General features: G+C 60.8%; 14 protein-coding genes. 10 read left to right on the plus strand and 4 right to left on the minus strand.

Going from position 1 to position 11,973, the window contains the following annotated elements:
- Positions 1-9 precede the first annotated feature (9 nt).
- Positions 10-615, plus strand: a complete 606-nt coding sequence (locus M8Q45_RS20145; RefSeq protein ID WP_030139890.1) for a hypothetical protein — start codon at positions 10-12, stop codon at positions 613-615.
- A gap of 8 nt (positions 616-623) precedes the next feature.
- Here M8Q45_RS20145 and M8Q45_RS20150 read toward each other — a convergent pair whose 3' ends face one another.
- Positions 624-1,583: a MerR family transcriptional regulator gene (locus M8Q45_RS20150; protein ID WP_249876121.1), complete on the minus strand. Its 960-nt coding sequence runs from the start codon at positions 1,581-1,583 to the stop codon at positions 624-626.
- A 221-nt stretch (positions 1,584-1,804) separates the two neighbouring features.
- On the opposite strand from M8Q45_RS20150, the gene M8Q45_RS20155 reads away from it, so the two are divergent.
- From M8Q45_RS20155 to M8Q45_RS20185, 7 genes are all read left to right on the plus strand, one after another.
- A complete protein-coding gene (locus tag M8Q45_RS20155; protein ID WP_249876122.1) occupies positions 1,805-2,365 on the plus strand; it encodes an antibiotic biosynthesis monooxygenase in 561 nt (186 codons plus the stop codon).
- A gap of 122 nt (positions 2,366-2,487) precedes the next feature.
- Positions 2,488-3,198 carry a dihydromonapterin reductase gene (folM, locus tag M8Q45_RS20160; protein WP_249876123.1) on the plus strand — a complete coding sequence of 237 codons (711 nt, stop codon included), beginning with the start codon at positions 2,488-2,490 and terminating at the stop codon, positions 3,196-3,198.
- A 20-nt stretch (positions 3,199-3,218) separates the two neighbouring features.
- A complete protein-coding gene (gene folE / locus M8Q45_RS20165; RefSeq protein WP_249876124.1) occupies positions 3,219-3,776 on the plus strand; it encodes a GTP cyclohydrolase I FolE in 558 nt (185 codons plus the stop codon).
- Positions 3,777-4,157, plus strand: coding sequence for a dihydroneopterin triphosphate 2'-epimerase (gene folX / locus M8Q45_RS20170; protein ID WP_025211888.1), 381 nt, complete (start codon positions 3,777-3,779; stop codon positions 4,155-4,157). It begins immediately after the preceding gene.
- Between the two features lie 99 nt (positions 4,158-4,256).
- Positions 4,257-4,553: a DUF1244 domain-containing protein gene (locus M8Q45_RS20175; RefSeq protein ID WP_181287618.1), complete on the plus strand. Its 297-nt coding sequence runs from the start codon at positions 4,257-4,259 to the stop codon at positions 4,551-4,553.
- Complete coding sequence (locus tag M8Q45_RS20180; protein WP_249876125.1) at positions 4,546-4,884, plus strand: HopJ type III effector protein; 339 nt, start codon at positions 4,546-4,548, stop codon at positions 4,882-4,884. The genes M8Q45_RS20175 and M8Q45_RS20180 overlap by 8 nt, the downstream gene beginning before the upstream one ends.
- Before the next feature lie 336 nt (positions 4,885-5,220).
- Positions 5,221-6,471 (plus strand): 2-aminoadipate transaminase, encoded by a 1,251-nt coding sequence (locus M8Q45_RS20185; protein WP_249876126.1) that lies wholly within the window; start codon positions 5,221-5,223, stop codon positions 6,469-6,471.
- 196 nt (positions 6,472-6,667) lie between these two features.
- Here the strand turns inward: M8Q45_RS20185 and trxB are convergent, their stop codons facing one another.
- A complete protein-coding gene (trxB, locus tag M8Q45_RS20190) occupies positions 6,668-7,630 on the minus strand; it encodes a thioredoxin-disulfide reductase (RefSeq protein ID WP_030139882.1) in 963 nt (320 codons plus the stop codon).
- A 308-nt stretch (positions 7,631-7,938) separates the two neighbouring features.
- Between trxB and cysZ the strand changes: the two genes are divergently transcribed.
- Both cysZ and M8Q45_RS20200 read left to right on the plus strand, forming a co-directional pair.
- A complete protein-coding gene (gene cysZ, locus M8Q45_RS20195; protein WP_249876127.1) occupies positions 7,939-8,694 on the plus strand; it encodes a sulfate transporter CysZ in 756 nt (251 codons plus the stop codon).
- A 64-nt stretch (positions 8,695-8,758) separates the two neighbouring features.
- The gene (locus M8Q45_RS20200; RefSeq protein WP_249876128.1) at positions 8,759-9,934 is read left to right on the plus strand and encodes a glycosyltransferase family 4 protein; all 1,176 of its coding nucleotides are present in this window, start codon (positions 8,759-8,761) and stop codon (positions 9,932-9,934) included.
- A gap of 113 nt (positions 9,935-10,047) precedes the next feature.
- On the opposite strand, the gene M8Q45_RS20205 is transcribed toward M8Q45_RS20200, so the two are convergent.
- Positions 10,048-11,151 carry an NADH:flavin oxidoreductase gene (locus tag M8Q45_RS20205; protein ID WP_249876129.1) on the minus strand — a complete coding sequence of 368 codons (1,104 nt, stop codon included), beginning with the start codon at positions 11,149-11,151 and terminating at the stop codon, positions 10,048-10,050.
- A gap of 257 nt (positions 11,152-11,408) precedes the next feature.
- The gene (locus M8Q45_RS20210; protein ID WP_249876130.1) at positions 11,409-11,891 is read right to left on the minus strand and encodes a glutathione peroxidase; all 483 of its coding nucleotides are present in this window, start codon (positions 11,889-11,891) and stop codon (positions 11,409-11,411) included.
- Between the last annotated feature and the right edge of the window lie 82 nt (positions 11,892-11,973).

Here is an 11,973-nt window from a genome sequence, read left to right on the forward strand (position 1 = left end):
GAGCACCTTATGCAGCGCGACGCCCTCCTGACCCAGGATGAACTTGACTTCATCCGGACCATGCAGCACAACCCGCAGTTGAATGAGCGGGATGTCACGTCGAGCTTGCTGGTAAACGGTGGATCCCAGATCCGGGATTTGCTGACGCGCCTGGCGGCGAACGAGCAGGTCACGCTGCAGGCCAACTTCGAAAACCAGCAGATGACCTTCCCGTTGCATCTGGTCGAAGATGAATTCCATGCCATGCACCTTCGTCTGGGCGTGCCGAGCATCTACGAGGATGGCCCGAAGATTCGTCCATGGCGCCTGACCCTCGAAGAGCCCGTGGCGCTGGAAAACGTCAACGGCCAGCCGGGCCCGCTATGGGTGCATGAGGTTTCCTGCAAGGGCGTACTGCTGGAAATCCGCAACCGCACCAAACCACCGAAGCAATTTTCCTTGTGGTTCAGCCCGTCAGGCTACGAGCGGATCTCGCTGCGTGGCACGTTCGAGAGGGAAACCGCCCAAGGCCTGTACGCCTATCACCTGAGCCAGCATGACCAGGACGAAACCGAGCGGCTGCGCCAATACATCCTTCAGCAGCACCGCCTGGCTCACCCGGCCATGCATTTGTAGCAAGCCTTTCAAGTGTCCAGGTTGCCCGCCAGAAACTGACGCAAACGCTGGCGAATCTCCGTTCCTTCGTTCCCCAGGCAACCAATCGACGAGCCGGCCAGGCTTTCCTGCGCCAGGTCTGAAGCGTCACCCGCCAGCATCACCGGGCAATCCAGGCTCATCGCCAATTTCTCCAAGCGCTTGGGCAGATCAACCGCCGGTGCGTGATTGGACACCAGAACCAATGCCAGGGGCTGGATCTTCTGGCAGACCAGGATCAGTTCGTCAAACGGTTGGCCAACAGTCATCAGCCTGACGCCCACTTCCGCCTTGGATACGAACAGCGCCGTGACCAGCAACTCCAATTCCCGGCACTGACCGCAAATGGCGCTGACCAGCACTCGTTGGGATGAAACGTCGCGCTTGAGCAGCAGCCGCTGCATCACGCGCGAACGCAGGAAACCGTCGAAAAATAGCCACTCGCTGGTCTGCCCGAACTCATGCTGGCGTTGCAGCAACTCTCGCCAGAGCGGCATCAGGATGTCCTGGAATACCACCGACACGGCATAGTTGGAAAAAATCTGTCCGTAGACGCGATCCAGTGCCAGGTCATCAAAATGACCAACCGCCTCCGCCACTAGCTGCTGCCATCGGTGGTAATCGGCACGAACCAGGTCGGGGGAAATGAATTTGGAGACTGGCGTCAACGACTCGGTCCTCGCCAAAATCCTTCCCACCTTGCTCACGGCCACCCCACGCTCGATCCAGGCGAGAATGCTCCTGACCTTTTCGATATCGCCCAGGGAATACAGGCGGTGCCCGCTTTCGGTGCGCGTGGGTTGGATCAGGCCATAGCGACGCTCCCATGCGCGCAAGGTCACCGGGTTCACCCCTGTCAACCGCGCCACTTCGCGGATGGGAAACAAGTCTTCACGCGTCAAGGCACTTGATGTGGGAAACACGAAGTTGTCTTCCGTGATTACGCTCATTGCGAGGGCTTTCCCGACATGAAAATGGATCCCATATTACCCCCTCGCAACCCTGTCATGACAAGGACAAATTCGGTCAGCTTGCGGATTTGTTGTTTTTTGCTCGATAGGGGAATAATCCTTGCTTCGCCTCTTGCGACCAGACGCAGCCCACTACCCTTGGGCGCGTTTCCCGCGAAGCTCTTACCCGGAGCGTTGCGCTTGTAACATGGAGATACAAAATGTCTACCTCCCCCGTCACCTTGATGGTTGCGCGCCGCGTCGCCAACGGACGCTATCAGGACCTGATCGCCTGGTTGCGCGAAGGCGAGCAACTGGCCACCGATTTTCCCGGCTACCTGGGCTCCGGCGTGCTCGCACCGCCGCCCGAAGACGACGAATTCCAGATCATTTTCAGATTTGCCGACGAGCAGACCCTGCATGCGTGGGAACATTCCGCCTCGCGCACGGCCTGGCTGGGACGCGGCAGCGAACTGTTTGCAGATCCTTCCGAACACCGGGTGCGAGGCATCGACGGCTGGTTCGGCGCGATCGGCCAACGCCCGCCACGCTGGAAACAGGCCGTGGCGATCTGGCTGGCGTTCTTCCCGGTTTCGTTATTGTTCAATTTCCTTTTGGGACCGTTACTCGGCGAACTGGGCCTGTTGAGCCGGGTCTTCATCAGCACGCTCATCCTGACGCCGCTGATGGTCTATTTGTTTATCCCGATGTCGACTCATTTATTGGCAAGTTGGCTGGCGGGAACGCCACAACGGCCCTTGCCGGCCGCGCAGAATCACTGACGCCATGGGAGCCAGCCAGGGTCCGTGAGGGAAACCGAATCGGGCGCTGGATTTCCCTTGTCCATAGGACGTACCCGCCGTCGCTGTTATAGTTTTGCTTCCACCGCGAACCGAGCCGTCCCATGTCCAGCGCCACCGCTCCGATCCTGATCACCGGCGCAGCCCAACGCGTCGGCCTGCACTGTGCCCGACGCTTGCTGGAGGACGGCCAACCGGTCATCGCCACGTACCGCACCGAACGCCCGGGCATGCAGGCGCTACGGGACCTGGGGGCGACGGTACTGTTCGCCGATCTTTCCAGTGAATCCGGGATCCTGACCTTCATCGAACAACTCAAGCAGCACACCGATCAACTGCGCGCCATCGTCCACAACGCCTCGGCCTGGCTCGCCGAAACCCCGGGCAACGAAGCCGCGGCCTTCAGCGCCATGTTCGGTGTCCACATGCTCGCGCCCTACTTGATCAACCTGCACTGCGCCGATTTGCTGCGGCGCTCGGTGCCGGCGGATATCGTGCACATCAGTGATGACGTGACGCGCAAGGGCAGCAGCAAGCACATCGCCTATTGCGCCACCAAGGCTGGCCTGGAAAGCCTCACGCTTTCTTTCGCGGCGAAATACGCACCGGCCATCAAGGTCAACGGCATCGCCCCGGCCCTGCTACTGTTCAACCCCGACGACGATGCGACCTACCGCGCCAAGGCCCTGGCCAAATCGGCGCTGGGCATCGAACCTGGCAGCGAAGTGATTTACCAGAGCCTGCGCTATCTGCTCGACAATCCTTATGTCACCGGCACGACCCTGACCCTCAACGGCGGGCGGCACATCAAATAGTCCTGTTCCGAGGAAGCACCATGGCCCTATCGCCCCAGCATTACCGCGAGATCCTGATCGGCCTGGGCGAAGACCCGGAGCGCGAAGGCCTGCTGGACACGCCGGTGCGCGCCGCCAAGGCCATGGAGTACCTCTGCCATGGTTATGGGCAGAGCGTCGAGCAGATCGTCAACGGTGCCCTGTTTGCCTCCGACAGCGACGAAATGGTGATCGTCGCCAATATCGAGCTTTATTCGCTGTGCGAACATCACCTGCTGCCCTTCATCGGCAAGGCCCATGTGGCTTATATTCCTAGGGGCAAGGTCCTGGGGCTGTCGAAGATCGCCCGGCTGGTGGACATGTTCGCCCGCCGCCTGCAAATCCAGGAAAACCTCACCCGGCAAATCGCCGACGCGGTGCAACAGGTCACCCAGGCTGCCGGCGTGGCGGTGGTGATCGAAGCCCAGCACATGTGCATGATGATGCGCGGTGTCGAGAAACAGAACTCGACCATGAACACTTCGGTGATGCTGGGTGCTTTTCGCGAGTCCAGCAACACCCGCCAGGAATTCCTGCAATTGATTCGACGGAGCCAATAAATGCCACAACTTCAGCCCGCCATGGCGCGCATCAAGGTCAAGGATCTGCGCCTGCGTACGTTCATCGGGATCAATGAAGACGAGATCCTCAACAAACAGGATGTGTTGATCAACCTGACCATCCTCTACGCGGCACAAGAGGCCGTGCGTGACAACGACATCGACCATGCGTTGAACTACCGCACCATCACCAAGGCGATCATCGCCCATGTGGAAGGCAACCGCTTCGCCCTGCTCGAACGCCTGACCCAGGAGTTGCTGGACCTGGTCATGGCCAACGAATCGGTGCTGTACGCCGAGGTCGAAGTCGACAAGCCGCACGCCTTGCGCTTCGCCGAGTCAGTGTCGATTACCCTCGCGGCAAGTCGGGCTACTTCGTAGCAGCTGCAAGCCTCAAGCTGTAAGCTTCAAGCCTGACCACCGCAAATCCACTCTTGCAGCTTGAAGCTTGCCCCTTGAAGCTGCCTCGCAGAGACTCCCATGAACGACCAACAACGCCTGGAACTTGAAGCCGCCGCTTTCCGTCGACTGGTGGCCCACCTGGACAGCCGCAAGGATGTGCAGAACATCGACCTGATGAACCTCGCCGGTTTCTGTCGCAACTGCCTGTCCAAGTGGTACAAGGCCGCCGCCGACGAGCGCCAGATCGAGGTCAGCCTCGACGATGCGCGTGAAGTTGTCTACGGCATGCCCTATGCCGAATGGAAAGCCCAATACCAGAAAGAGGCCAGCGCCGAACAGCAAGCGGCGTTCGCCAAAGGAAATCCCAATGCCTGACCTGAACACCTTTCGCGCCAGCCTCAAAAGCGGTGAACATGCTTTCGCTGACACCCTGGCTTTTATTGCCGAAGGCTACGAATACCAGCCCCAAGCCTTCAACAACGGCGGCGTTGTGAACGCCGCCGGGCAGAACGAAGGCTCCTGCAAGACCTTGGGCCTGGCACTGCTTGAAGGCTTGAGCGATGAAGAAGCGCTCCTGGCATTCGGCGAACATTATCGCTCGGTGCTGAACACGCCCGAGGGCAGCGACCACGGCAATATCCGCGCCTTGATGGCCCACGGCTTGGCCGGCGTGAAGTTCGAAGCCCAACCGCTGCAACAGCGCTGATCCACCCGCAGCTTGCTCCCGCTGGGCCCCGTAGGAGCTGGCGAAGCCTGCGATCTTTTGATCTTTTGATCTTTCGCTTGAGATTCAAATCTCTTTGGAAAGATCGCAGCCTCGCTTCGCTCGGCAGCTCCTACGCAGCTCCTACACGGCTCCTACGCAGCACCTACAAGTCCGGCGGGGAGCAAGCTCCCTCGCCACGGGTTGCACATCCCGGATAAGCCGCACTTCACCACATCCCGACTTTTATGATTGACCCGGCAACTTTATTTCGTTTGCCGGGCGCTGCTGCTCGCGGCTTAGATAACGGACATCTTTTCTTCGTCCGAGCCGCCCCCCATGAGCCGCGAAACCATCAGCCAATCGATTTCCTTCGTTCACCCTATCAGCCTCAGCCATGGAAAAAATGCCGAGGTCTGGGACACCGACGGCAAGCGCTACATCGACTTTGTCGGAGGCATCGGTGTGTTGAACCTCGGCCACTGTCATCCGCGCATCGTCGAGGCGATCCGCGAGCAAGCCACCCGGCTGACTCATTACGCGTTCAACGCAGCCCCCCATACGCCTTATCTTGACTTGATGGAGCGCCTGGCAGCGTTTATCCCGGTGGATTACCCAGTGAGCGGCATGCTCACCAACAGCGGCGCCGAAGCGGCGGAAAATGCCCTCAAGATTGTGCGCGGCGCCACGGGGCGCACTGCGGTCATCGCCTTTGATGGCGGCTTTCATGGTCGGACCCTGGCCACGCTCAATCTCAACGGCAAGGTCGCGCCCTACAAGCAAAAAGTCGGGGTACTGCCCGGGCCTGTCTACCACCTGCCCTACCCTAGCCAGGATAACGGTGTGACGTGCGCCGAGTCCTTGAAAGCCATGGACAGGTTGTTCAGTGTCGAGATCGATGTGAACGACGTGGCCTGCTTTATCGTCGAGCCGGTGCAGGGTGAGGCCGGCTTCCTGGCGATGGACGTGGATTTCGCCCAAGCGCTGCGACAGTTCTGCGACGACAAGGGCATCGTGCTGATCATCGATGAGATCCAGTCCGGTTTCGGTCGCACCGGCCAGCGCTTTGCATTTTCGCGACTGGGCATCGAGCCCGACCTGATCCTGCTGGGCAAGAGCATCGCCGGCGGTGTCCCGTTGGGCGCGGTGGTGGGACGCAAGTCGCTGATGGACAGTCTGCCCAAGGGTGGTCTTGGCGGCACCTACTCCGGCAACCCCCTCGCCTGCGCCGCCGCGCTGGCAACGCTGGACGAGATGACCGACGCCAACCTGCAAGCCTGGGGTACGCGGCAGGAAGAGGCAATGGTCAGCCGCCATGCAGCCTGGCGCCGTCGCGGCCTTACGCCTTATCTGGGCCGCCTGACTGGCGTCGGCGCGATGCGTGGCATCGAACTGGCCCACGCCGACGGCACCCCGGCCCCGGCACAACTGACGCAATTACTGGCCTCGGCGCGGGAATCGGGTTTGCTGCTGATGCCCAGCGGAAAATCGCGGCACATCATCCGGCTGCTGGCGCCGTTGACGACCGAGCCGGCGGTGTTGGAAGAGGGGTTGGATATCCTGGAAACGTGCCTGGCGAAGCTGGCCTGATCACCGTCCTTCTCACTACACAGTCTCCTGTGGGAGCGAGCTTGCTCGCGATGACGGTGTATCAGTCAACATCGATGCCGGCTGACCTGACGCCATCGCGAGCAAGCTCGCTCCCACAAGGGCTCGGCATCCACCCGTTGGTCATGTGACAGGCCTTAAAAAACCGGCCGAAGCCGGTTTTTTTGTGCCCTATGAATCAGAACGAAGCGTTCTGCAAGCCGTCCAGGTAACGCTCGGTGTCCAAGGCCGCCATGCAACCGGCGCCGGCCGAGGTGATGGCCTGGCGATAGACGTGGTCGGCCACGTCGCCAGCCGCGAAGATGCCTTCGACGCTGGTGGCGGTGGCGTTGCCGTCACGGCCGCCCTTGACCACCAGGTAACCGTCCTTGAGCTCCAACTGGCCTTCGAACAACGAAGTGTTCGGGGTGTGGCCGATGGCGATGAATACGCCGTCAACCTTGATCTCGTCAAAGCTGCCGTCGTTGTTCTTCAGGCGAGCACCGGTCACGCCCATGTTGTCGCCCAGCACTTCGTCCAGGGTGGCGTTGAGCTTGAGGATGATCTTGCCTTCAGCGACGCGTGCATTGAGTTTGTCGATGAGGATCTTCTCGGCGCGGAAGGTTTCGCGACGGTGGATCAGGGTAACGGTACTGGCGATGTTGGCCAGGTACAGCGCCTCTTCGACCGCGGTATTGCCGCCACCGACCACAGCCACTGGCTTGTTGCGGTAGAAGAAACCGTCGCAAGTGGCGCAGGCGGAAACGCCTTTGCCCATGAACGTCTCTTCCGACGGCAAGCCCAGGTAGCGAGCGCTGGCGCCAGTGGCGATGATCAGGGCATCACAGGTGTAGGTCGCGCTGTCGCCGGTCAGGGTGTATGGCTTGGCGGCGAAATCCACGGCATTGATGTGGTCGAAGACGATCTCGGTCTCGAAGCGCTCGGCGTGTTCCTTCATGCGTTCCATCAAGGCCGGACCGGTCAGGCCGTGGACGTCGCCCGGCCAGTTGTCGACTTCGGTAGTGGTGGTCAATTGACCGCCGGCCTGCATGCCGGTGATCAGCAGCGGCTTGAGGTTGGCACGGGCCGCATAAACCGCAGCGCTGTAACCGGCAGGGCCGGAACCGAGAATAATCACACGCGAATGACGGACTTCAGACATGACCTGCTCCTGTTGACCGGACCTTGCGGGCCGGAACGCCGGGTGAGCGGCGCGAATAAAAAAGGACCGTTGATGCACTTGGGGAAGGCTTGGGTTCGACAGTCCTGAAAAAAGAATGGGTGCAGCGTATCGAGGGAGCGAAGATTAAGGAAATACGGTTTAACAATCCAGCTCATAGGTGAGCTCTATTCGCTGCGGCGTGTGCGATAGCGACGAACCTTAAACCTTTGTTACACGCCGTGTCGTGGCTTTCCTGCATCCAGCAAAGCCGGTAAGGTCGGCGCGTCCACCTATCCTCGGAGCCACCTATGCCCGCCCCCGTCCTGTCCGGCCCGCAATACTTGCGAGAGGGTCTCAAACTGATCTTGAGCCCCGGCCTGCGGCTGTTTGTGCTGCTGCCCCTGGCGATCAACCTGGTGCTGTTCGTCGGGTTGATCTACCTGGCTGGCCACCAGTTCAGCCTGTGGGTCGATACGCTGATGCCGTCGCTACCGGATTGGCTGGGCTTCCTCAGTTATATCCTCTGGCCGCTGTTCGTCGTCCTTGTGGTGCTGATGGTGTTTTTCACCTTCACCATGCTCGCCAACATCATCGCTGCACCGTTCAACGGTTTTCTCGCCGAGAAAGTCGAAGTGGTGGTACGCGGCACGGATGATTTCCCGGCGTTCAGTTGGGGCGAACTGATCGCCATGATCCCCCGGACGCTGGCCCGGGAAGCGCGCAAGCTCGGCTATTTCCTGCCGCGGGCCCTGGGCCTGTTCGTACTGTCGTTCATCCCGGTGATCAATATCGTGGCCGCGCCGCTGTGGTTGCTGTTCGGCATCTGGATGATGGCGATCCAATACATCGACTACCCGGCGGACAACCACAAGCTGGGCTGGAACGAAATGCTCGCCTGGCTGCGGGAAAAACGCTGGCAGAGCCTGGGCTTTGGCGGCAGCGTGTACCTGGTGTTGCTGATCCCGGTGGTCAACGTCCTGATGATGCCGGCAGCGGTGGCCGGGGCGACGCTGTTCTGGGTGCGCGAGCAGGGGGCCGAGACGGCGTTGGCGCGACAGGGCTGAGCCGGTCACAAATCCATCATGCGGGCGTCACAATGACGAAACGGCCCCGGTCGACACTGGGGTCATGACCACACACCTGCACGTTACCCTCGTTACCGAAACCTTTGCGCCGGAAATCAACGGCGTAGCCAACACCCTCGGCCGTCTCTACGAGGGCTTGCGTGCCCGCGGGCACCGGGTGGAGCTGATCCGCCCCCGTCAGGCCGGTGATCAAGGCCAGGCCAGCGACGACCAGCTATTGCTCTGTCGAGGCTGGCCGCTGCCGGGGTACCCGGGCTTGCAGTGGGGGCAAGCCTCGATGCACAAGCTGCTGCGCCGCTGGAAACGCCATCGCCCCGACGTGTTGTACATCGCGACCGAAGGACCACTGGGTTTGTCGGCCCTGCGGGCGGCGCGGCGCCTGGGCATATCCGTGGTCAGCGGCTTCCACACCAACTTCCAGCAATACACCCAACAGTACGGGCTCGGATTGTTGAGCCGAGTGCTGACCCATTATTTGCGCTGGTTTCATAACCGCTCCCGCCTGACCCTCGTGCCGAGCCATAGTCAGCGCCTGGAGCTCGAGCGCCGGCATTTCGAGCGCGTGGCGATGCTGTCGCGCGGCGTCGACAGCCAGTTGTTTCATCCAGCCAAACGCTCGACGACCCTGCGCGAAACCTGGGGCCTGGGCGATGACGACATCGCGGTCATTCACGTGGGACGCTTGGCGCCGGAGAAAAACCTGGGGCTGCTCAAGCGCAGCTTCGACACCCTGCGCAACGCTTTTCCGACGCGACGGATTCAGTTGGTCGTCGTGGGCGACGGCCCGCAGCGGCTCGCCCTCGAACAACAACTACCCGAAGCCATTTTTTGTGGAGCGCAACGAGGCGAAGCATTGGCCGTCCATTACGCATCGGGGGATATGTTCATTTTTCCAAGCCTGACCGAAACCTTCGGCAATGTCGTGCTGGAAGCCTTGGCCTCCGGGCTGGGCGTAGTGGCCTACGATCAGGCGGCAGCGGCGCAACACATCCGTCATGGCTATAACGGCGTGTTGGCGATGCCGGGGGATGAAGAAGCGTTCTGCGACGCCGCTCGTTGGCTGCTGGAAGAACGCGAGGCCTTGCGGTGCGTGCGGCTCAATGCGCGCCAGCATGCCAGCCGCCAGGGCTGGGCCTCGGTGGTCGAGCAGTTCGAGGCGCAGTTGCGCGGCGTTTGCGTGGGCGAGCAGGTGCTGCCTGCTGCGCCGACAGTGCTTTGATTATTCGGTGATGCTGAGGTCGCCATCGCGAGCAAGCTCGCTCCCACAATGAGTGCGCTGAAGATCAAATGTGGCAGCGAGCTTGCTCGCGATAGCGGCGGATCAGGCGCCGCTTAAACCAGGGTCATCAATGCTTCGCGACTGAACGGCAAGATTTCCTGCTCCCGCCCCTCGCGTACTTTTTGCGCCCAATCCGGATCCACCAGCAACGCACGCCCCACCGCGACCAGGTCGAATTCCTCCTTGTTCAGGCGCTCCAACAGTTTCTCCAGGCTGGCCGGTTGCGCAACCTTGTCGGTATTGACCATGAACTGCAGGAACTCGCCATCCAGGCCGACGCTGCCCACGGTGATCGTTGGCTTGCCAGTGAGTTTACGGGTCCAGCCGGCCAGGTTCAGTTCGGAACCTTCGAATTCCGGTTCCCAGAAGCGACGTGTGGAACAGTGGAAGATATCCACGCCAGCGTCGGCCAAGGGCTTGAGGAATTCAGCCAGCGCTTCTGGCGTCTGCACCAGGCGCGCGGTGTAGTCCTGCTGTTTCCATTGGGAGAAACGGAAGATGATCGGAAAACCCTCGCCCACGGCCGCGCGCACCGCACGGATCAATTCGATCGCGAAACGTGAGCGATTGGCGAGGCTGCCGCCGTAGCCATCCGTGCGCTGGTTGCTGCCTTCCCAAAAGAACTGGTCAACCAGATAACCGTGGGCGCCATGGATTTCCACGCCGTCCATGCCGATGTCCCGGGCGTCCTTGGCCGCTTGGGCGAAGGCGGCGATGACGTCGTCAATGTCCGCCTGGGTCATGCCGTGGACCACCACCTGGCCATCCTTGAGTTTTTCGCTCGGACCATAACCCGGCACGCTGGCGTCCGGCTCCGTCCCGATGCGACGCACGCTGCCCACATGCCACAACTGGGGAACGATCTTGCCACCTTCGGCGTGCACGGCATCGACCACTTCTTTCCAACCCGCCAGCGCGGCATCGCCATAGAAGTGCGGCACGTTCGGATAACCGTTGGACGCCTTGTGGCCGACCGTCGTGCCTTCAGTGATGATCAATCCGACGCCAGCCGCTGCGCGACGACGGTAATACTCGATCACCTTGGCGTTCGGTACGCCACCCGGCGAAAAGGAACGGGTCATCGGCGCCATCACCACCCGGGTCGGCAGCTCGAGGGCGCCGAGGTGAAAAGGTTTGAACAGGGCTTGTACAGGCATCAGGCTCTCCAGGGAACGCGTCGCAGTTCAGATATGACGACGATAATATGGAGCGTGCGCAGCGCTGGATAGCACTATTGATTGGAGTGATTAAGGGTTAGAAGGGACCGTGTGTGACTTAAGCACCGTGGCGAGGGGACATGCTCCTGATCGGTACGTAGGGGCTGCCGAGTGCAACGAGGCTGCGATCTTTTCCCTGACATTTAGTCTCAAGCGAAAGATCAAAAGATCGCAGCCTTCGGCAGCTCCTACGGGGATCAGGCCAGCGCTTTCTCGATCGCCTGGATCACGGCAGGATCATCCGGCGCGGTACGCGGTGAGAAACGCGCCAGCACCCGGCCGTCCTTGCCGAGCAGGAATTTTTCGAAATTCCAGGTGATGTCTCCTGGGAACTCGGCCCCTTCGCCCGCCAGCAGGCGGTACAGCTGATGACGGTCGGGACCGTTCACGTCCAGCTTGCTGGACAGCGGGAACGTCACGCCATAGTTGAGGCTGCAGAATGCCTGGATTTCCTGCTCCGTTCCCGGCTCTTGCCCGGCGAACTGATTGCAGGGCAGGCCCAGCACGCTGAACCCTTTGTCCTTGTATCGCTGATAAAGATTTTCCAACGCCGTGTACTGAGGCGTCAGGCCACACTTGGAGGCGACGTTGACCACCAGCACGACTCGCCCCTTGAAAGGCGCCAGAGGAAGCTCCTGACCATCCAGGGCTTTCAATTTAAGGTCGTGGAAAGCACTCATGACGAACTCCAGGGTTTGCGGATCTTTTCGAAACAGCCATGGGTGATGCTAACAGCAAGCGACTAAAAAGGCGCCATAAGGC

It is taken from the genome of Pseudomonas sp. T1.Ur (genome assembly GCF_023516725.1).
GTDB lineage: Bacteria > Pseudomonadota > Gammaproteobacteria > Pseudomonadales > Pseudomonadaceae > Aquipseudomonas > Aquipseudomonas alvandae.

Coding starts and splice junctions, on each gene's coding strand:
- M8Q45_RS20155 (WP_249876122.1), top strand. CDS start 1,805: ATGTCTACCTCCCCCGTCACCTTGATGGTTGCGCGCCGCGTCGCCAAC.
- M8Q45_RS20185 (WP_249876126.1), top strand. CDS start 5,221: ATGAGCCGCGAAACCATCAGCCAATCGATTTCCTTCGTTCACCCTATC.
- cysZ (WP_249876127.1), top strand. CDS start 7,939: ATGCCCGCCCCCGTCCTGTCCGGCCCGCAATACTTGCGAGAGGGTCTC.
- M8Q45_RS20150 (WP_249876121.1), bottom strand. CDS start 1,583: ATGAGCGTAATCACGGAAGACAACTTCGTGTTTCCCACATCAAGTGCC.
- M8Q45_RS20205 (WP_249876129.1), bottom strand. CDS start 11,151: ATGCCTGTACAAGCCCTGTTCAAACCTTTTCACCTCGGCGCCCTCGAG.
- M8Q45_RS20210 (WP_249876130.1), bottom strand. CDS start 11,891: ATGAGTGCTTTCCACGACCTTAAATTGAAAGCCCTGGATGGTCAGGAG.
- folM (WP_249876123.1), top strand. CDS start 2,488: ATGTCCAGCGCCACCGCTCCGATCCTGATCACCGGCGCAGCCCAACGC.
- trxB (WP_030139882.1), bottom strand. CDS start 7,630: ATGTCTGAAGTCCGTCATTCGCGTGTGATTATTCTCGGTTCCGGCCCT.
- M8Q45_RS20145 (WP_030139890.1), top strand. CDS start 10: ATGCAGCGCGACGCCCTCCTGACCCAGGATGAACTTGACTTCATCCGG.
- folE (WP_249876124.1), top strand. CDS start 3,219: ATGGCCCTATCGCCCCAGCATTACCGCGAGATCCTGATCGGCCTGGGC.
- M8Q45_RS20180 (WP_249876125.1), top strand. CDS start 4,546: ATGCCTGACCTGAACACCTTTCGCGCCAGCCTCAAAAGCGGTGAACAT.
- M8Q45_RS20200 (WP_249876128.1), top strand. CDS start 8,759: ATGACCACACACCTGCACGTTACCCTCGTTACCGAAACCTTTGCGCCG.
- folX (WP_025211888.1), top strand. CDS start 3,777: ATGCCACAACTTCAGCCCGCCATGGCGCGCATCAAGGTCAAGGATCTG.
- M8Q45_RS20175 (WP_181287618.1), top strand. CDS start 4,257: ATGAACGACCAACAACGCCTGGAACTTGAAGCCGCCGCTTTCCGTCGA.